Consider the following 20105-nt stretch of genomic DNA (forward strand, 5'->3'; position numbering starts at 1 on the left):
CATGCATGCCTCAGCGTTTCTCGATCAACTGCCGCCCCATCGCCTTCGCATACTGATCGCACGCGTTACGCGCGACACGCGATGCCGCGAGCACGCCGACGTCGGCATCGTCGCGGTAGTACATCGCGACGTCGATCGGCGGCGGAAGCGGGCGCACCTGCAATTGTCCCAGTTCCCCATTGCTCAGATAAGGCTCGACGAATAGCGCGGGCACCGCCGCGATTCCAAAACCGTCGCGCAGCAGTTTCACGATCACCGCGACCGACGGCATGCAGGTCACCTGAGTCTGCGCGAGCGGCACACCGGCGCGCTTGGCGAGCGCCTGCACGATCGATTCGACGGCGACTTGCGGCGCGGTGCCACGGCCAAATGTCAGCACGGGTTTGCTCAACACCGTCTGCACATGTTTCGCGCGGCTGGCCGGAATCAGATCGCTGCGCGCGATCCAGCGCACGGGATAGCTCGCCAACAAGGTCGACACGATCGACGCCTCCTGCTCCGCCGTTTCTTCCACCTGAATCACCAGGTCCAGTTCGCCCGCGCGCAAACGCGGGCCGAGTATCGCGCTCGAATCGACCGTGAGGTCCACGACGATGCGGTTGTACTCCAGGTTCAGCATCCGGATGTAATCCGGCAGCCAGCTATGCACCACCGTCTCGATCACGCCGAGGCGCAAACGCGTCGCCACTTGCGTCTCGTCCTGCGCGGCAAGTTGCAGCGAGCGCGTGGCCTGCACCACCGAGCGCGCATGCGCGAGCAGCCGCTCGCCATTCGCGGTGAGCTGAAAGTCCGCGGCATCGCGCTCGATCAACTCGACGCCCAACTCCGCTTCGAGCGTCTTGATACGCAGTGAAATCGCCGCGGGCGTCGCGTGCATGGCGGCGGCGGTCGCGCGAAAACTGCCCAGGCGGGCGAGCGTCAGAAACGTTTCGACAAAGCGGGTATTCATGGCGGAGCTCTCCCAAATGCGGCGGGTGCACGCGATCATCGCCGTAAACGGGCCACGGCGGGGCCACGACGCTGTTAAGTTTAATTTAACGAAACGCAATAAGAACTCGCTGGATGGATATTTTTGACGTTACTAATCTGGTTTGCATCGCTGAAGCGTTTCAGTCACGCGATCTACCTGGAGCCGAGCAGTCCATGTCCTACACGCCATCCGAGTTTCGTCAGCAGATACGCAGCCGGCGTCTGTCCGGTCCCACTGCGGGCTATTGCGGCGACTATGCGCAAGCCAATCTCGCCATCCTGCCCAAACAGCACGCCGACGATTTCCTGCGCTTCTGCACGCTGAATCCGAAAGCGTGTCCGCTGCTGGGCATCGGTGAACCGGGCGACTGGCGCGTGCCCGCGCTCGGCGCCGATCTCGACATCCGCAACGACGTGCCTGCGTTTTACGTGTACCGGCATGGCGAGCGCGCCGAGGAAGTGCGCAGTCTCGACGAATTGTGGCGCGACGACCTGGTGGTGTTTGCGATCGGCTGCTCGTTTTCTTTCGAAGAAATGTTGCGGCGTGAAGGCATCGCGCTGCGCCATATCGAACAGCAGGTCAACGTGCCGATGTATCGCACCCGCGAGCGCAACGTGGCGGCCGGCGTGTTCGGCGGCAATCGGGTCGTGTCGATGCGGCCGATGAAAGCCGCCGACGCCATCCGCGCGATCCAGATCACCAGCCGCTTTCCCGCCGTGCACGGCGCGCCGGTTCATATCGGCGATCCGTCGCTGATCGGCATTCGCGATCTGGCGCGTCCCGATTTCGGCGACGCCGTCGAAGTGCGCAGCGACGAGCTGCCCGTCTTCTGGGCTTGCGGCGTGACACCGCAAGCCGCCATCGAAAGCGCGCGTCTGCCGTTCGCGATCGCGCACAAGCCGGGGCACATGCTCGTCACCGATATTCCGAACACCACGCTGGCGGTGCTGTAGCCGCCGCGTTGGTACCTCACCCGCCGTGCGACGAGACGCGGCCAACCACGACCGGAGTGCAAGCATGGAAACCGAAGCGCAATTGACCGCCGACGCCGAGCATTATGCCGAGTCCGGTGCAGGACAAGGCCCGTTCGCGTGGTATCGGCAGATCTCCGCCAGCGAGAAGCGCGCCTTCTGGAGTTGCAAGATCGGCTACGTGCTCGACGCCATGGACACGCAGTTCCTGAGCTTCGTGATTCCGACGCTGATCGCGACGTGGGGCATCACGCGCGGCGACGCCGGTCTGATCGGCACCGTCACGCTGCTGAGTTCAGCGCTTGGCGGCTGGGCTGCCGGCGTGCTGTCGGATCGTATCGGCCGGGTGAAGACTTTGCAGATCACGATTCTCTGGTTCGCGGTCTTCACGCTGGCTTGCGCGCTGGCGCAGAATTTCTCGCAGTTGCTGTGGGCGCGCGGGCTGATGGGTCTCGGCTTTGGCGGCGAGTGGACGGCGGGCGCGGTATTGATCGGCGAAGTGATCCGCGCGCGCGATCGCGGCAAGGCGGTGGGGCTCGTGCAGGCGGGTTGGGCGATCGGCTGGGGCATCTCGACGCTGCTCTTCATGGCCGTGTTCTCGCTGGTCCCGGCCGATTACGCCTGGCGCGTGCTGTTCGCCATCGGCATTGCGCCGGCGCCGTTCGTGATCTGGATCCGCCGCTTCGTCGACGAGCCCGAAGTGCATCGGCAGCAGAAAGCGGCGCAGGCCGCCACGCAAACGCGCGCTTCGCTGTTCGATATTTTCCGCGGCGAGATTGTCTGGACGACACTGCGCGCGTCCGTGCTGGCTACCGGCGTGCAAGGCGGCTACTACGCGGTGACTACCTGGCTGCCGACGTATCTGAAAACCGAACGGCATCTGAGCGTGATCGGCACCGGCAGCTATCTCGGCGTGGTGATCGTCGGCTCGTATTGCGGCTATCTGACGGGCGCTTATGTCAGCGACAGAATCGGCCGCAAGCGCGCTTTCATCGCGTTCGCCTTGGCGTCGTGCGCGATTGCACTGATCTACACGCAACTGCCGCTCGACAATCTCTCGATGCTCGTGCTCGGTTTCCCGCTCGGCTTCTGCGCGTCCGGCATTTTCTCGGGCATGGGCGCGTTCCTTACCGAGCTGTTCCCCACGCGGATTCGCGGCTCCGGCCAAGGCTTCTGCTACAACTTCGGGCGAGCGGTCGGCGCGACGTTTCCTTTCCTGATCGGCTACGTGTCGCAAACGATGACGCTCGGCCACGCGATCGGCGTATTCGCTGCGGCGGCGTACGGCATCGTGATCCTCGCCGCGTTGACGCTGCCTGAAACCAGAGGGCGGCAACTCAGCGCGTGAGCCGCCGCAACGCGCGCGTGTGTTCAAGCCTGTTCAGGCGCGCGTCCGATTACATGCGAATCCGGCGCCGCCGATCCGTCCGCGTGGCCACGTTCGCGTCCTGCGGTCACGACCGCGCCGGTGCCGCCAGGACGGCCCACCGATTTGGCATGACGCTCGATCAGCCGTTGCAACAGACAGAACGCGCACAGCAAGGCGCCGATCACGATGCGGGTCCACCACGAACTGAGCGTGCCGTCGAACGTGATCAGCGCCTGGATCGTGCCGAGAATGCCGACGCCGAACAGCGAGCCGATCACATAGCCGACGCCACCCGTCAGCAGTGTGCCGCCGATCACGGTCGCGGCGATCGCATCGAGCTCCATGCCCTGCCCTTGCAAGCCGTAACCCGACAGCACATAGAACGTGAAGACCGCGCCGCCGAGCGCCGAACAGAAGCCGCTCAGCGCATACACGCCAATGCGCGTGTGCGCCACCGGCAAGCCCATCAGCAAAGCCGAGCGCGCGTTGCCGCCGATCGCATAGACGTTGCGGCCGAAGCGCGTTAAATGCGCCACGTAAATCGCCGCCAGCAGCGTGACGAACGCGATCAGCACGTTCGCCGTCACCGAGCCAACGCCGATGTCGAGACGGAACGCCGAAATTTTCTGGAAGGTCGGATCGGTGATGGTGATCGACTGCGTCGTGATCAGAAAGCACAAGCCGCGCGCGAAGAACATGCCGGCCAGCGTGACGATAAAGGCCTGCAAGCGGAAGAAGTGGATCAACGCACCCTGCACCGCGCCGAACACGGTGCCCATCAGCAGCACGGCCGGCAGGATCACCCACACCGGCCAATGCAGATGTTCGGACAGCACCGCCTCGACGATAGTGGTCAGCGCGACGACCGATCCCACCGACAGGTCGATGCCGCCGGACACGATCACGAACGTCATGCCGATCGCCACGATCAGCAGGAACGCGTTGTCGACCAGCAGATCGAGCAGCACTTGCCACGAGAAGAAACCGGTGTACATTACCGAGCCGAATCCGAACAGCGCGCAGAACAGCAGGATCGTGACGGCGATCGGCAGGGTGCGCGGATCGATGATATGAGCCCAGGCTTCGAGGATGCGTCTCATCGCGCCACCCTCCGTTGCGTGACAAGCGACATACCGAGCGAGCGCGCCGACGGCGACTGGATCACGCTCACCGCGAGCACGACGGCCGCCTTGACGACGAGCGTGGCTTCCGGCGGTACGCCGATCGAATAGGTGGTGTACGTGAGCGTCTGAATGATGAACGCGCCCAGCACCGTGCCCGCGAGGCTGAAGCGGCCGCCGAGCAGCGACGTGCCGCCGAGCGTCACCGCGAGGATCGCATCGAGTTCGAGCAGGAGGCCGGCATTGTTGCCGTCCGCGCTGCGTACGTTCGAGCTGATGAGAATGCCCGCCATCGCCGCGGTCAGTCCCGAGAAGCCGTACACCGCGAAAACGAGCGCCTTGGAGCGCAAGCCGACCAGACGCGTGGCGACCGGATTGACGCCGATCGCGCGAATGAACAGCCCGAGCGCGGTGCCTTCGACGAGCGCGGCGGTCGCCAGCACCGCCACCGCAGCGATCCACACCGAACACGGCACGCCGAGCAAGTAGCCGCCGCCCACGAACAGATAGCCAGGCGCGCCGATCGGAATGATCTGCCCCGCCGTCAGCAATTGTGCGATGCCGCGCCCGGCGACCATCAGGATCAAGGTGGCGATGATCGGCTGCATGCCGACGAAGGACACCAGCAAACCATTCCACATGCCGCTCAGCAAGCCGACGATCAACGCCGCGATCAGCGCCTGCGCAATCAGTGCGCTTGATGGTTCCGGTTGAGTCGCCAGGATCGTCGCCGCCGCGGCGCCCGCGATCGCCACCACCGCGCCGACCGAAATGTCGATGCCGCGTGTCGCGATCACCAGCGTCATGCCGGTGGCGACGAGCACGAGCGGCGCGGCGCGATTCAGCACATCGATCGGCGCGCCGAACAAGTGGCCGTCGAGCATGCGCAGCGAAAGGAAATGCGGATTGACCCACAGGTTCAGCCCGCACAACAACACCAACGTGATGCACGGCCAGATCAACGGACGCTCGGCGCCGTCGCGCACGAACCAGTTCGATAGCTTCATTCGCCGCTCCCCGCGATGAGTCGATAGATGTTGTCTTCGTTCGACGCCTTGCCGGCCACTTCGGCAATCTTGCGACGGTCGCGCAACACCGCCACGCGATGACTGACGCGCAACACCTCGCTAATCTCCGACGAAATGAACAGGATGCTCAACCCGCTCGCGCATAACGCCAGCAGCCGATCCATGATGTCGAACTTGGCCGCGACGTCGATGCCGCGCGTCGGTTCGTCGAGGATCAGCAGTTTGGGATCGGTGGCGAGCCAGCGCGCCAGCAGCGCTTTCTGCTGATTGCCGCCGGACAGCAGGCCGATCGGCTGTTCCGCATCCGCGGCCTTGATGCCGAGCCGCTCGATCCACAGATCGGCCAGCTCGCGCGCCCGTTGCCGGCTGATCTTGCGCCACCATCCGCGCCGCGCCTGCAAAGCCAGCAGGATGTTGTCGCGGATCGACAGTTCGGCGACGATGCCCTCTTTCTTGCGATCTTCAGCGCAATAGCCGATGCCGTGGCGCACCGCGTCGCGCGGCGAACGCAGCCGCACCGGGCGCCCTTCCACCAGAATCGTGCCGCTGTCGGCACGGTCCGCCCCGAACAACAGCCGCGCGGTTTCCGTGCGGCCCGAACCGAGCAAACCGGCCAGGCCGAGAATCTGGCCTGGCTGCACATCGAGGTCGATCGGCTGCATCGTGCCGCGCCGTCCGACGCCACGCAACTCGACGAACGGCTGGACGGCCTGCGCGGCTTGCGGCCCTTCGTGGGTTTCGTGCCCTTCGTGCCCTTCATGCGCGGCTTCGCGCAAACGCGCGCTCATGCGCTCGTGGCCGACCATCTTCGACACGAGCTGATCGGCCGGGAGATCGCGCGCGAGATATTCGCCTTCGCGCTCGCCATTGCGCATTACCGTAATACGATCCGAGATGGCGTACGTCTGCTCGATGAAGTGCGTGACGAAAAGAATTGCAATGCCTGATTGCTTAAGATGCCGAAGTATTTTGAAAAGCTGGCTCACTTCGCCGTCGTCGAGACTCGAGGTCGGTTCGTCGAGGATCAGGACGCGTGCGTCCACCGAGAGCGCCCGCGCGATGGCCACCATCTGCTGCACGGCGATCGGATAGGCGTCGAGCGAACGGGTGACGTCGAGTGTCACGTCGAGGCGCGCCAGCGCGGCTTGGGCGCGGCGCTTGATGTCGGGCCAGTCGATCGCGCCGAAGCGCCTCGGCTGCCGGCCCGCGAAGATGTTCTCTGCCACGGAGAGGTTCGGGCACAGGTTCACTTCCTGGTACAGCGTGCGCACACCGGCCGCTTCGGCTTCCTGCGGCGAGGCGAACGCCACCAGCTCGCCACCGAGGCGGATCGTGCCTTCGTCCGGTGCTAGCACACCGGTAAGCACATTGATTAAAGTGGATTTGCCCGCGCCGTTCTGCCCCATCAGCGTGTGAATCTCGCCGGGGAACAGGCGGAAATCGACGCGCTGCAGCGCCTTCACGCCGGGGAATGTCTTGCTGACGCCGGCGGTCGCGAGAATGGGTTCGAGTGCGTTCGTGGCACCGGCTTGGGTTGCAGCGATGCCGGTAATGCCGGTGGTGGTTTGGACGTTGCCGGTGCCGCCAACTGGCGAATTCGGTTCGGAAGCGGGATGCGTCATAGGCCTCGCTCGATCGGCGTTGCGTGGTTCGGCGGCCTCCAGCGGCCTCAAGCGTCCTCAAGCCGGCAGTGCGCGGAAAAGAGGCCGCCCGCTGCCCAAGCAGTCGGACGGCCAGGCACCACTGGAGAAACCTTTGCGATCTGTCAGTACTGCGCTTCCCGGTTGCGCTTTCGTCCGCGCGTTTATGTTCGCGTGTTCATCCCAGCGCACGAAAGTCAGGAAGCCTCATCAATTGGCATCAGTACTTGCGCGTCGGCAGTGTCTGCGCGGCGACGCTCATCGGGAAGACCGTCTCTTCCGTCAGAATGCGCTTGGGCAGCGACTTGCCGGCCACCACATCTTTCACCGCCGACATCAATTGCGGTCCCAGCAGCGGACTGCACTCCACATCGACGTTCATCTTGCCCGCAGCCATGGCCTGGAAGCCGCCCTTGGTCGCATCGAACGAAACGACGGTGATGTCTTTGCCCGGATGCATGCCGGCCTCTTCCATCGCCTGGATGGCGCCGAGCGCCATATCGTCGTTATGCGCATAAACTACATTTATTTTATTTCCATATGTCTTTATAAACGCTTCCATGACCTGCTTGCCGCCGGCGAGCGTGAAGTCGCCGCTTTGCGAAGCAATGATCTTGAACTTGGGATCGCTCTTGATCACTTCGATGAGACCCGAGTGCCGGTCGTTGGCAGGCGCCGATCCGACCGTTCCCTGAAGCTCGGCGATGTTGACCGGGCCTTGATCGTTTTTGAAGTGATCCGCGAGCCAATGACCACCACGCCGGCCTTCTTCCATGAAGTCCGAGCCGATCATCGTCACGTACAGTGAGGTGTCTTTCGTATCGATGTTGCGGTCGGTGAGAATCACCGGAATCTTCGCGGCTTTAGCCTCGCGCAGCACCGGTTCCCAGCCCGACTCGACGACCGGCGAAAACGCGATTACGTCGACTTTCTGCGCGATGTATGAGCGGATCGCCTTGATCTGGTTTTCCTGCTTCTGCTGGGCGTCGGAGAACTTGAGCTTGATCTTCGCGTCGGCCGCCGCGGACTTGATCGACTCGGTGTTGGCGGTTCGCCATGCGCTTTCCGCACCGACTTGCGCAAAACCCAGCGTAATCTGTTTGTCCTGCGCGTAAGCGCCCGGCGTCGCCAGCGTCAGCGCACCGAAGCCCGCGCAGAGTGCGAGCGCGCCCAACGCACGACATGCGGCGCGTCGTGTATTCGCCATGACTGTCTCCTGATCGTTGTTGTGTAGGCGACCCATCGAATCCGCCCCAGCCGTTACGGCCCTCACGGTGCGTGGATCGTGATGTAGCGTAGTGTGTAGGGCGTTAACCGTCCAATCATATGATTCGCGTCGGCGATATCAAATTTGGTATAGGGGCGGCGGCGGTTGTTGGCTGGAACGTGGCGGGGTTTTGGTGTGGCTGGGGTGCGTTGCCTGGCGCGATGATGTGGTTTGCGCTTTTTTTATGCGCTTACGTGTTCGTTGGCTTGGCTGGCTTGGTTGGCTCCGCGGCGCTGCCGCCCACCGACGCGCGCCGCATCAGCCAACACGCGCGCGTGGGGTCACCCATCGAAACGTCAGATTGATGCGCTCACCCGCCACGCGCGGCTCCTTCGGCACGCGATGCCGCCAATCCGCCTGCGTATTGCCCTTCATCACCAGCAAGCTGCCGCCCTTCAGCGAAAAAGACTGCACGACGCCGGTCTTGTTGTGCCGCAGATCAAACGTGCGCGCAACGCCCAGGCTCACCGAGGCGATCACCGGTTGCGTGCCGAGTTCGGGCTCGCGGTCCGCATGCCAGCCCATGCTGTCCGTGCCGCTGCGGTAGCGGTTGATCAGCACGCTATTGAAATGCGCGTTGCAAGTCGACTCCACGGCAGACTTCAGTTCGGCGACGGTCGGCGTCCACGCTTGTGGAACGTTGCGAATACCCGAGTAGACATAAACGGCGTCAGGCTCGCCTTGCCAGGCGGTCAGGCGCGGCAGCGGCACACGTCCGGCAGGCGTGCCCATCATGTCCTGACGCCATTCGACTTCGTCGATGAGTTGCGTCAACGCCCGTGCCGCCCTTTCAGGCGACAGCCAATCGGGATACCAGTCGACATCCGGCGCCGGCAGAGCATCGGCAAAATCCGCAAAAAGATCCGTCATGAGAATGCCTGAGTACAATCGCGCGCACGACGCGCGACCGGATTAGAACCTTGGCTATTATGGCGGCAACGACGACGAAGCTTCTGCGCGTGGCTTGCGGTTTGATCCGGCGCCGTCCTCTTCATTTCACACACGTCACCTTCAAGGAACAATCAAATGATTCTTTCCGACCAGGCGCTAGATCAGCTTTTTCGCGAAGCGCGCACGCACAACGGATGGCAGCAAAAACCGGTCGACAACGACGTGCTCAAGCAACTCATCGAGCTCGTACTGCTCGGCCCGACTTCGGCCAATTCGAGTCCGGGCCGCTTCGTCTTCGTCAGGACGCCGGAGGGCAAGGAGAAGCTGCGCCCGGCCATGTCGCCAGGCAATCTCGAGAAGACGATGGCAGCGCCGGTCACGGCGATCGTCGGCATGGACATGGCGTTTTACGAGCACCTTCCGAAGCTGTTTCCGCATGCCGATGCGCGCAGCTGGTTTGCCGGCAACGACCAGGCGATCGCCGACACGGCATTTCGCAATTCGACGCTGCAAGGCGGCTATCTGATTCTCGCCGCCCGCGCGCTCGGCCTGGACACAGGTCCTATGTCGGGGTTCGACGCCGCGAAGGTCGACGAAGCATTCTTTGCCGGCACGACCGTTAAGTCGAACTTCCTGATCAATCTGGGCTACGGCGACCCGTCGAAACTGTTCCCGCGCAGCCCGCGCTTCGCTTTCGACGAGGCCGCGCGGATTGTCTGACGCACGGCGCCTGACACGCCGTTGCGTGCGGTCAACTCAAGATCGCCACGTAGAAGACCACGGCGCCGATCAACGCGCCGATGAAGCAGAAGCCCTCTTCGGCGTCGTCGCCGTTGGACCGCAACCACGCCCCAACGACGCCGAACAATCCCGCGATACCGAGAGCGACGCTAAGCATCACGACGTAGAACAGCGCGCTTTTGCCCAACTCAGAAAAATCGATGTTGCGCACGCCGACGTACAAGCCGATCGCCATCACGGAAATGACCACGAGCGGCAGCATGACATGGCTACCCTCGTACCCGACGTGGTGCGCATGGTGCGCGTGGCGGAACGGGTTGCCTGATCTGAGCAGCTTCATATGCGCCTCCTGCATCGCCTCCTGCCGGCGACAGAATGAACCGCTAGCGGACTGCGGGACCCTTGCTGTGTCCCTTGCCCTGACTGTGATACAAGCCGGTTCTATTTGAGAATAGTCCACCCTCGAACACAATTCAAAGCCCATTTAATTCGACCATATCGGTAACCTGGACGGCTTACCTGCAGCCACACGGGATGCTGCAATGCAATACCCTATGAGCGCCTTTTAGCTTCGGAAGGTTCGCTGTAGCGGCGTCAATTTGGCGCGGCCGGCAGGCAGTTGCACATCTCGGTAGAATGGATCGGCTCGTTCGCCGCGGCAATCCGCGGTGGGCGAGCCGCCGCCGCTCCTCCGTCTGTGCCGGCCCCTTCCCGCCCTGATCATCTCTATGCGCCGCTCATCGTTTCTTGTTCGCTTCATCCTGATTGGCATTCTCCTGCATATCTACGTGGGCTTGCGTCTGATTCCAGACATGCCGATCGATATGACTGGCCGCTGGCTGTGTGCGTTGTGGCTCGTGCTGTCGATCTTTCTGATTCCGCTCGGCATGCTGGCGCGCACGATCAAACAACAACCGCTCGGCGACCGGCTCGCATGGGTCGGCCTGCTGGCAATGGGCTTCTTCTCGTCGCTGCTGGTCCTGACTTTCGCGCGCGACCTCGTGCTCGCTTCGCTTCTCACCGTCGATGCAATCTGGCCGAACACCATTGCCATCCCGCACTGGCGAACCGGCTCCGCCGCGGCTGTGCCGCTGCTCGCGCTGCTCTCCACGCTTGTCGGCCTGTTCAACGCTCGCCGCCGCGCGAAGGTGGTGACGATCGAAGTGCCGATCGACGATTTGCCCGCCGCGCTCGACGGCTTCACGATCGTGCAGATCAGCGATATTCACGTCGGCCCGACGATCAAACGACGCTATGTCGATGCAATCGTCGACGCGGTGAATCGCCTCAAGCCGGATCTGATCGCTGTCACCGGCGATGTCGTGGACGGCAGCGTGCCGCAACTGACCAACCATACACAGCCGCTGTCACGGTTGAGCGCGCGCCATGGCGCTTTTCTCGTTACCGGCAATCACGAGTATTACGCCGGCGCCAACGCCTGGATCGACGAATTCCGGCGCCTGGGATTGAACGTCCTGCTGAACGAGCACGTGATCGTGGATCACGACGGCGCACGCGCTGTGATCGCCGGCGTGACCGACTATTCAGCGGGCCATCACGACCCAGCGCACCGCAGCGATCCAGTCGCGGCGCTGGCTGGCGCACCTGGCGACGTACTGATCAAGGTGCTGCTCGCCCACCAGCCGCGCTCAGCCGAAGCCGCCGCGGCAGCCGGCTTTACGCTGCAGTTGTCCGGTCACACGCATGGCGGCCAGTTCTTCCCGTGGAATTTCTTCGTTCGCTTACAGCAGCCGTTCACCGCCGGCCTCGCGCGGCTGAACGGACTCTGGGTGTACACGAGCCGCGGCACTGGCTACTGGGGGCCGCCGAAGCGTCTGGGCGCACCTTCCGAAATCACGCGCTTGCGCCTCGTACCCGGCGAGCCGGATTAAGGCCCGATGAAGGCCCGATGAAGGGCCGATGAGGCCGCCCGTTACTGCACGGGCGCCACGGCCACGCTGACTTGCGGTGCGAACGCCACCACCACTTGCATGCCCGGCGTCAGCCCAGTGATCTTGGCGGGATCGCGGCTCTGGATATGAAAGACGGAACCATTCGGGCCTTTGAGCGCCATGATGCCGGACACATGGTCGATGGACTCGACCAGGGCGTTCACGCTCTGCACCGTGTTCGACTGGGTAATCTGAGCCCCTGCCGCTTGACCGTTCGCACCCTGCGTGACACTGACTACCGCATTGCGCATCATGCGGATGTGAACCTTGCCGCCTTGCTTGATCTGCGCGAGATTGTGCGTGTCGGTAATGGTGAACGATGCCTCACCACCTTGTGCGTCGAGCACAGTAACCGAATGATTGGTTTGATCGACGGACTTCGCGACACCGTCGGCCTGCAACGTGCTGCTGCCTTCAAACGGCGCCGGCAAACTTGCGGCAGACGACACGAGCGGAGCGGCAGCGATCAATGCGCCAGCGACGATGCCAAGAGCTTTAACTTTCATACATTCCTCAGTTCGGACTAACGGCGGAAACGACGACGTCGTGCGGGTCGCCGCTCAACACAACTGAACGATGTATGAGCGCAACCGCAGAAACTAAAACTCGGATTTGAGCGCAAAGGCCGCACGACGTGTTTCGGATGATGCAGACAGTGTGTTTTCCGGGATGAACGCCGTCAATATTCGGAGTCCGTATTTATGTGGGAATAGCTCCTCCATGCCTGCGGAAACTTCCTCAAAGACGGCGTGCAATTCATTCGTCGCCTCGTCTGATCGCGACTTGACTTACCTTTGCAGAGGTGCCTAAAATCCGCCCAGTTCATTTACCCGGAATCACGATCTTGGACAGTAGCAGTAGTACCCGTCGAGCTTCGATTCGCCCGATCGCCTGATCGGCAAGATTTCCGCGCCAGTCCTGGTCTGTCGCCGTCTTGCCTTCGGGCCGGCGGTGCACGTCGTTGACACCCACTTTTTACCAGCGAAATTGCCAGTAGCGTTGCAGTGAAGTGCCGCACGGCTCCATGCCGTGCCCACCTTGCTCGCCTGTCGGCCTCGTGAGCCTTTCCTTTGCGCTGCGCCACGCCCGAACGCGTCAGCGTCCGCGCCCGTGCTCCATCGAGACAGACGTGCCGCTGTCACGCGTGCGGTTCACACTGTGCGAATTCGCGCCTCAACCTTGCTTACCGATGACCATTGAATTCGTCTGGCGGCTTCTTGCCGCCTTCGCTTGCGGCGTCGCGATCGGCCTCGAACGGCAGATACGTCAGCGCAACGCAGGCCTGCGCACCATCACGCTGGTCGCGAGCGGTGCGTGCCTGTTCGTCACGCTCGGCGTACTGACCGGCAACGGCACGGCGGGCATCACCCAGATCGCCGCGTACGTAGTCTCCGGCGTCGGCTTTCTCGGCGGCGGCGTGATCATGCGCGACAAGGGTTCCATTCAGGGGATCAACACCGCAGCGACCTTGTGGTGCTCGGCCGCGGTGGGCGTGTTGTGCGGCGCGGGCCATTACGGGCCGGCGCTCGCCGGCACCTTGGTCGTGCTATTGACCAACACCGTGCTGCGCGAAGTCAGCCGTACGATCAACGCGACGCCGGTATCGAACGCCGACCTGGTCCGCGAATACGTATTGACAATCGTCTGCCGGGAAGCCGACGAGATCCACATTCGTACCGCCGTCTCCAACTCCATGTATTCGACGCCGCTATCGTTTCAAAGCCTGACTAGCGAGGACGTCGAAAACGACCCAGGACGCATTCGTGTTACGGCAACGTTGAAGATGCACCCGAAGGATCAGTCGAAGCTCGAACAGATGGCCAGCCGCATCAGCATGGAAAAGAGCGTCTCCAGCGTCAGTTGGACGGCCAGAGAAGCGGAGCCTACGCCGGAGTAAGCGTGACGTGCAAGTTCCCTATCTGCGCGCCCATCGTCTACACTTGTTCTGCAATAGATTTAGACAATGTTAATTCTGCGTCCTGAATATGGACTGTCCCATAACCATCGACTAAGCTCTGTCACCGTGAATTTTTCACACTCAACTAGGGAGTCTCGATTATGGAACACGGCATCATTGCATGGCTCATCATCGGCGCGATCGCTGGCTGGCTGGCAGGCGTGCTCGTCAAGGGCGGCGGCTTCGGCCTGATCGTCGACATCATCGTCGGGATTGTCGGCGCGTTCATCGGCGGCTGGCTCGCCGGCGTGCTGCACATTTCGCTAGGCGGCGGCTGGATCGGCTCGATCATCACGGCGGTGATCGGCGCGGTCATTCTATTGTTTCTTATCCGCCTCATCCGACGAGGCACCTGAGCGTAGCATCTGATGTCTTACGGCGTCAGGGGCGAACGCCACCTGACGCCGGCTTGAACTGACAGCACCCGCGTTTAAAGCCCTGCCTCCATCGCCGGCAACATCGAGCCGGTGTCCCGCAGCCGTGTATGCCAGGCGAAAGCCTGATCCAATTGATGCGGCGTTTGCCCGCCGCCCTTCAATGCTTGCCCGTAGTAGTCGCGCAACAGATCGCGATACAGCGGATGCACGCAATTGTCGACGATCAACCTTGCGCGTTCACGCGGCGCGAGACCGCGCAAGTCGGCGAGTCCTTGCTCCGTCACGACCACGTCCACGTCGTGTTCGTTGTGATCGCAATGCGGCACCATCGGCACGATGCTCGAAATGCGACCGCCCTTCGCCACCGACTTGGTCGCGAAGATCGCGCACGAGGCGTTGCGCGCGAAATCGCCCGAACCGCCGATGCCGTTCATCATGTGCGTGCCGCCCACGTGCGTCGAATTCACGTTGCCGTAGATGTCGAATTCGAGCGCGGTATTCAACGCGATGAGACCGAGCCGGCGAATCACTTCAGGATGGTTGCTGACTTCTTGCGGACGCAGCACGAGTCGATCGCGATAGCGTTCGAGTTCGCCGAACACCTGCGCCTGGCGCGCAGCTGACAACGTGATCGACGCGCCGGAGGCGAACGTCACCTTGCCGGCATCCAGCAGGTCGAAGGTCGAATCCTGCAGCACTTCTGAATAAATTTCAAAAGCGTCGAACGGCGAATCGACGAACCCGGCCAGCACGGCATTGGCAATCGTGCCGATGCCGGCCTGCAACGGCGGCAAGCGCTTCGGCATGCGCCCTCGTGAGACTTCGTGCTCGAAAAACTCGATCAGATGACCCGCGATCGATTCGGTCTCGGCATCCGCGGGCAGCACCGTGGACGAACTGTCCGCCTTATCGGTGATGACGATCGCCGCGATTTTCTCGCGCGGAATTTCGATAGCCGGCGTGCCGACCCGGTCTTGCGGACGAACGATCGGCAGCGGTTCGCGGTTCGGCCTGCGGCCCGGAATCCAGATGTCGTGCAGACCCTCGAGCGCGAGCGGCTGCGCAAGATTGATTTCGACGATGACCTTCTCGGCGAGAATCGCAAAGCTTGCCGAGTTGCCCACCGACGTAGTCGGCACGATGCCGCCGGTCTCGGTGATCGCGGTGGCTTCGATAATGGCGACGTCGAGTTTGCCGAGTTGGTTCGCGCGCAGCATCTCGACCGTTTCGGACAGGTGCTGATCGACGAACATGACTTCGCCGCGATTGATCGCGTCGCGCAGCGTCTTGTCCACTTGAAACGGCAAGCGGCGAGCCAGCACATGGGCCTCGGTGAGCGCGCGGTCCACATCGTGACCCAGCGACGCGCCGGTCATCAACGTGATGCGCAGCGGCTTGCCTTCCTGACGCGCGCGCTCGGCAAGCGCAACGGGGACTGCCTTGGCGTCGCCTGCGCGCGTGAAACCGCTGGCGCCGACACACATGCCGTCCTGAATCAAAAGCGCCGCCTCGGCGGCTGAAGTGACTTTTGCGCGCAGCTCGGCGCAGCGAATCCGGTCTTGGTACATGAAACTGAGTCTCTCCATAGTCACCAGTCCAGGCTACCGGTGCGCACGTCTGCGGTGCTTCGCTCAGTAGCCGGATTGTCGCACCCGCCGCGGCGTCATGATGGACGGCGTCGCGGCCGGGTGATTCGTCGCGCGTCGAACGTTTGCGACGGGTCTTGCACGTACTTCAGATATGACGCGTGTTGCTGCTTAGCTGCCGAAGTAGATGTTGCAGAAGCTCACAGGTCCGACGCACTCTTCAGCTTTGATTGCCGGTGTGACAGCGCGGCTTTGCGGTTCGGCACTCTTCGCGCGCGGCGTATTGGCTTGGGCGACCTGTTGTTCCGGGGCGGCCGGCGCCGTTTCTGCGTGAGCGACGACAGCGGACAAAGAGCAGGCAATCAGGGCAATCTTCAACATATTCATTTCGTTCTCCAGGACTTACGGTGCTGCCCCGAGGGAACCCTTTTGGGGGACCGCGTGGCAGTGATAAAACTATATGGCTGCCTGCTCCGCGGATAAATGGGGCGGTCCGGAAGTGATCCTTCCATTTCGCAGAAGGATCGATGCATAGAGTCCATCGTCGCGTGCATGGGTCAATGCGGATTGAACGGCGCGTCCTTGTCGAGCAACGCCGTGCGGATGAAGTGCAGGCAACTCAGGATGCGCTGCAGGTCGTGACGCTTGTCGCGATCGGAATGAACCATTTGCAGCACGTCCTGCGCAAGCCACGTGGCCGCGCGCACGGATACCAGCGCTTGCTCGAGACCACGCGCATCGGGCCGCTCGAAGAGCCGCGCGAGGTCGTCCCGCGCATGCTCGACGGCGCTGGTCCAGCGCGGATGGAGCGCGTGCGCGTAGCCGGCGCGCGCCGTTTCGTTGCGCAGGTCGATCACGGCGTGGCCCACTTCGAGGGTCGCGAGTGTCCAGCGCAACGCGTCGCGACGGCGTCGGGAACGTCGTGTCAACAGCATGCGCAACTGTGAAGTCAGGTCGTGCGTGCTCGACTGAAAGCGCTGATTGAGACCCGGCAGTTCGTCCTTGCACGCAAGTACGACTTGCGCGCGCAAATCACCCATGATTTTCCCGATGAGCCAAGGCATGTCGGCCGGGAAAACCACCGCGAAAACGAGCGCCGCCAACAGCATCGATGCGGTCAGCGCCATGCCGTTGTTGATCAGCAGATCCGGCGCGTAAGTGACGACGTTGTCAGGTCCGGCAAGCAGGCAGAAGAACACTGAGAAACCGATGCCGTATCCCGCCGCCAGCTTGCGCGTGGCGATGAATGCGCCGAGCGCGAGCACCGGCGCCAGCGTCGTGCACAGCAGCGGAAAGCCGTCGATGTTCGGATACACGTAGCACGTGAACAGGTAGCCGGTCATAGTCGCCAGCACGGCGCCGACGGCCATCTGCACAGCCATCTTCGACGGGTTCGGCGCAGTCGATGTCAGCGCGCACGCCAGCGCCGCGCCGATCACCGCGAGGCCGCCGCTCGGCCAGTCGGTCATGATCCAGAACCAGCCCGCGATCGCCATGACCACAGCCGAGCGGATAAACGTCAGCGCCACGACAAAGGTGTTGGTTTTGCTGACGTAGCGGCTTTTCGTCCGCGGATGGCTGTCGTCACGCTTGCGCTGCGTCACGGACGCGTAGGTCAGCGAGTAGCGGATCCATTCGTCGACGAACCGGTACAGCAGTTCCGCCGCCGTATCGAAGTCGGCCAGCGATTCGGCGGGCGCGGCTTCCAGCGGCCGTCTCGTTTCACGCACACGCCGCGGCAAGCTCGCCTGGAAATGTTGCAAACGGGCGGCCGTGCGCGATGTATCCACCGGAGCCTCGAACTGCGGCGCCATTAGGGCGGCCAGTTCGTCGAAATACGGTTTGATCGCCGCGACGATCGGCGCCGAGCCGTTCGCACGCAGACGCTTGAGCAGTTGATGCAGCGCATGCAGCCGCGCACAGGCATCCATGAACTCGCCGTTCAGACGACCGAGATGCTGATTGCGTGAACGCATGGCCGGGTCTTCGAAGGCGGCAAAAGTACGTGTCGCCTCGAAACCGACGATCTCGTCGACGAGATCCGCGAAGCGCCGCTCGAACTGGCCCCGCATGATGCCGCGAGCCAGCACATCGGCAGCGAACGCAGTAAAATTTCCGTACCGAATCTGTAGCGCGCGCCGCAGTGCGAGGCTGGACCGCTGCGGCACGATCAGCGCGCTCACCGCGCTCGAAGATACGATGCCGACCGCCACTTCCGCCGCGCGCGTGAGCGCCGCGAGAAACAGGTCGTGAGGCGCCGTCACATTCGGGATGCCAATCAGCGCAGCGGTATAACCCGCGAGCACAAAGCCGTACCATCTGAAATGCCGATACCGGACCGCTGCCGCAATGCAGGCGCTCACCCAGCCGATCATGCCGAGCATGTACAACTCGGGCTGCTGGACGAACAGCGCGCCGAGCACCAGCGCGGCCACCGTGCCCACCGCGGTCCCGAGGATCCGATAGAAACTTTTCGCCAGCACCATGCCGCTGAACGGCTGCATCAGTACGAACACCGTGGTCATCGCGATACGCGGCTGCGGCAGATCCAGCAGCATCGCAATGCCCAGCGCCAGCAAGCCCGCCGTGACGGTTTTCAGCAGATGCAGCCAGATCAGACCCTCGCTGGTCGTCCAGTCCCGGACGGCCGGGCTCAGCGTTCGCAAGATGACGTCCCACCGTCGGCGGGAATCTGCCGTCGGTTCGATCGCATGTTCGCGTTTCATCTGAAAGCTGGGCGCCCCGGTTGGTCGCTTAAGGAAGCACCGGTGAAGAAGACTGCTGACACCGGCACGCAAGCCGCCGATTGTAGGAGCATGCTATGCGCGCATTAACAGGACAGGAGCGGAACCTCCCTTCCAGAACGAACAACAATGGGCATTCAGGAGAGGCGGACAATACGGCTTCAGCCGTGAAATAAGAAGGATCAATGGACACGTTACAAAATATGCGAGTGTTCGTGCGCGTGGTCGAAGCCGGTAGTTTTACCGCCGCCGCGCAGTCGCTCAATTCAACGACCGGCGCGATGTCCCGTGCGGTCTCGGAACTCGAAGCTCATTTGCGGGCGCGATTGCTCAATCGTTCGACGCGACGGCTTGCGCTTACCACCGCGGGCGAGCGTTATCTGAAACGATGTCAGCAGATACTGGCAGATGTCGACACGGCGGAAGAAGAAGCCAGTTGTGCGCACGAACGCCCGAGCGGCGCGTTGCGGATGCACAGCTTTGCCAGCATCGGCCAGCACTACGTTTTGCCGGCCATTTCGCGCTATCGCGCGCTGTATCCGGAGGTGACGGTCGAGCTGACATTGTCGCAGCGCATGCCGGATCTTTTCGAAGGTAGCGCGGATGTCGCGGTGATCGGCGCTTCCACCTTGCCTGATTCGGAACTCGTGTCGCTTCCACTGGGGACGACTTTTAGCATCCTGTGCGCATCACCGGCGTATGTGCGCGCACACGGCGCGCCGCAGCAGCCGGCCGATCTGGCGCACCACGAATGTCTGATCCTGCACACGCCGGCGTTTCCGCCCCACGACTGGGTGCTCGATGGGCCGAATGGAAGCGAAATGATGGAGGTGAATGGACCGGTGCACGTGAACATCGCCGAATCACTGATTGTCGCGATTCGCGAAGGAATGGGTATTGGCATGCTGCCGCTGTACGCAGCCATTTCGGGTTTGCGTGACGGTACGCTAGTGCGCGTGTTGCCGGAATATACCGCACAGAAGATGAATGTTTACGCGCTGTATCCGTCGCGTAAGTTCATCGATGCGAAGACGCGGACTTGGGTCGAGTTCCTGCGCACGCATCTGCCGAAAGTCATTGCGCGCGATGAGGCGTTGCTTGCGGAAGTCAGCGCAGCGCAGACTGGCGATGGCGAGATGCCGGTGGGCTCGAGCGGCAGTGGGGATGTAGCGATGCGGTGAGTTACAGTTGGAGTTGTTGGGTGCCGCCGGCTGCGCTTGGGTGTGGCTGCGGCTGCTGTGCGGGTTGTCTGCACAATGCAAATGTGCCGTTTGACGGAGTGTGTGGCAGCGATTGCTGCGCGCGGATAGCAAACCGGAGTTATTTCCACCAGTTAATTTATCACGCGGGATTGTTGCGTGTATGGCGGCGGGGTAAACGCAGAAACCCCACCTTGTTGGGGTGGGGTTTCTGATGCTGCTGGGGAGCCTGACGATTACCTACTTTCACACGGGTAATCCGCACTATCATCGGCGTGGAGTCGTTTCACGG

At 62.6% G+C, this 20105-nt stretch carries 18 protein-coding genes; 7 read left to right on the forward strand and 11 right to left on the reverse strand.

From position 1 onward, the window contains the following. Nucleotides 1-10: 10 nt before the first annotated feature. The gene (locus B0G75_RS25120; RefSeq protein WP_106311953.1) at nt 11-949 is read right to left on the reverse strand and encodes a LysR family transcriptional regulator; all 939 of its coding nucleotides are present in this window, start codon (nt 947-949) and stop codon (nt 11-13) included. Between the two features lie 194 nt (nt 950-1143). Here B0G75_RS25120 and B0G75_RS25125 point away from each other — a divergent pair, with 194 nt between their 5' ends. Beyond that, a complete protein-coding gene (locus tag B0G75_RS25125) occupies nt 1144-1923 on the forward strand; it encodes a putative hydro-lyase (protein ID WP_106311878.1) in 780 nt (259 codons plus the stop codon). Between the two features lie 64 nt (nt 1924-1987). Next, entirely contained in the window at nt 1988-3289 is a 1302-nt protein-coding gene (locus tag B0G75_RS25130; protein WP_106311881.1) for an MFS transporter, read from the forward strand. 23 nt (nt 3290-3312) lie between these two features. Here the strand turns inward: B0G75_RS25130 and yjfF are convergent, their stop codons facing one another. The 5 genes from yjfF to B0G75_RS25155 form a co-directional block, all read right to left on the reverse strand. Beyond that, nucleotides 3313-4410, reverse strand: a complete 1098-nt coding sequence (gene yjfF / locus B0G75_RS25135) for a galactofuranose ABC transporter, permease protein YjfF (protein ID WP_106311884.1) — start codon at nt 4408-4410, stop codon at nt 3313-3315. Further along, nucleotides 4407-5438 (reverse strand): ABC transporter permease, encoded by a 1032-nt coding sequence (locus B0G75_RS25140; protein ID WP_106311887.1) that lies wholly within the window; start codon nt 5436-5438, stop codon nt 4407-4409. The genes yjfF and B0G75_RS25140 overlap by 4 nt, the downstream gene beginning before the upstream one ends. After that, complete coding sequence (locus tag B0G75_RS25145) at nt 5435-7081, reverse strand: sugar ABC transporter ATP-binding protein (RefSeq protein ID WP_106311890.1); 1647 nt, start codon at nt 7079-7081, stop codon at nt 5435-5437. Before B0G75_RS25145 ends, B0G75_RS25140 begins: the two co-directional genes overlap by 4 nt. A 238-nt stretch (nt 7082-7319) precedes the next feature. Continuing rightward, nucleotides 7320-8306, reverse strand: a complete 987-nt coding sequence (locus B0G75_RS25150; protein WP_106311893.1) for an ABC transporter substrate-binding protein — start codon at nt 8304-8306, stop codon at nt 7320-7322. 318 nt (nt 8307-8624) lie between these two features. Continuing rightward, nucleotides 8625-9236, reverse strand: coding sequence for an alpha-ketoglutarate-dependent dioxygenase AlkB (locus B0G75_RS25155; protein WP_106311896.1), 612 nt, complete (start codon nt 9234-9236; stop codon nt 8625-8627). Between the two features lie 156 nt (nt 9237-9392). On the opposite strand from B0G75_RS25155, the gene B0G75_RS25160 reads away from it, so the two are divergent. Further along, nucleotides 9393-9977, forward strand: a complete 585-nt coding sequence (locus tag B0G75_RS25160) for a malonic semialdehyde reductase (RefSeq protein WP_106311899.1) — start codon at nt 9393-9395, stop codon at nt 9975-9977. Between the two features lie 31 nt (nt 9978-10008). Here the strand turns inward: B0G75_RS25160 and B0G75_RS25165 are convergent, their stop codons facing one another. Next, complete coding sequence (locus tag B0G75_RS25165; RefSeq protein ID WP_106311956.1) at nt 10009-10338, reverse strand: hypothetical protein; 330 nt, start codon at nt 10336-10338, stop codon at nt 10009-10011. Nucleotides 10339-10726: 388 nt separating this feature from the next. Here B0G75_RS25165 and B0G75_RS25170 point away from each other — a divergent pair, with 388 nt between their 5' ends. Then, nucleotides 10727-11890: a metallophosphoesterase gene (locus B0G75_RS25170; protein ID WP_106311902.1), complete on the forward strand. Its 1164-nt coding sequence runs from the start codon at nt 10727-10729 to the stop codon at nt 11888-11890. Between the two features lie 41 nt (nt 11891-11931). On the opposite strand, the gene B0G75_RS25175 is transcribed toward B0G75_RS25170, so the two are convergent. Then, nucleotides 11932-12456, reverse strand: a complete 525-nt coding sequence (locus B0G75_RS25175) for a hypothetical protein (protein ID WP_106311905.1) — start codon at nt 12454-12456, stop codon at nt 11932-11934. 683 nt (nt 12457-13139) lie between these two features. On the opposite strand from B0G75_RS25175, the gene B0G75_RS25180 reads away from it, so the two are divergent. Both B0G75_RS25180 and B0G75_RS25185 read left to right on the forward strand, forming a co-directional pair. Next, entirely contained in the window at nt 13140-13847 is a 708-nt protein-coding gene (locus tag B0G75_RS25180; RefSeq protein WP_106311959.1) for an MgtC/SapB family protein, read from the forward strand. Between the two features lie 161 nt (nt 13848-14008). Further along, a complete protein-coding gene (locus B0G75_RS25185; RefSeq protein ID WP_007176844.1) occupies nt 14009-14263 on the forward strand; it encodes a GlsB/YeaQ/YmgE family stress response membrane protein in 255 nt (84 codons plus the stop codon). Between the two features lie 74 nt (nt 14264-14337). Here B0G75_RS25185 and B0G75_RS25190 read toward each other — a convergent pair whose 3' ends face one another. From B0G75_RS25190 to B0G75_RS25200, 3 genes are all read right to left on the reverse strand, one after another. Beyond that, the gene (locus B0G75_RS25190; RefSeq protein WP_106311908.1) at nt 14338-15852 is read right to left on the reverse strand and encodes an acetyl-CoA hydrolase/transferase family protein; all 1515 of its coding nucleotides are present in this window, start codon (nt 15850-15852) and stop codon (nt 14338-14340) included. A gap of 189 nt (nt 15853-16041) precedes the next feature. Next, nucleotides 16042-16257 carry a hypothetical protein gene (locus B0G75_RS25195; RefSeq protein WP_106311911.1) on the reverse strand — a complete coding sequence of 72 codons (216 nt, stop codon included), beginning with the start codon at nt 16255-16257 and terminating at the stop codon, nt 16042-16044. Nucleotides 16258-16427: 170 nt separating this feature from the next. Next, complete coding sequence (locus tag B0G75_RS25200; protein ID WP_106311914.1) at nt 16428-18596, reverse strand: FUSC family protein; 2169 nt, start codon at nt 18594-18596, stop codon at nt 16428-16430. Nucleotides 18597-18799: 203 nt separating this feature from the next. Here B0G75_RS25200 and B0G75_RS25205 point away from each other — a divergent pair, with 203 nt between their 5' ends. Next, nucleotides 18800-19795, forward strand: a complete 996-nt coding sequence (locus B0G75_RS25205; protein WP_106311917.1) for a LysR family transcriptional regulator — start codon at nt 18800-18802, stop codon at nt 19793-19795. Nucleotides 19796-20105: the final 310 nt, after the last annotated feature.

Source organism: Paraburkholderia sp. BL18I3N2 (genome assembly GCF_003001875.1).
Classification (GTDB): Bacteria; Pseudomonadota; Gammaproteobacteria; order Burkholderiales; family Burkholderiaceae; genus Paraburkholderia; species Paraburkholderia phytofirmans.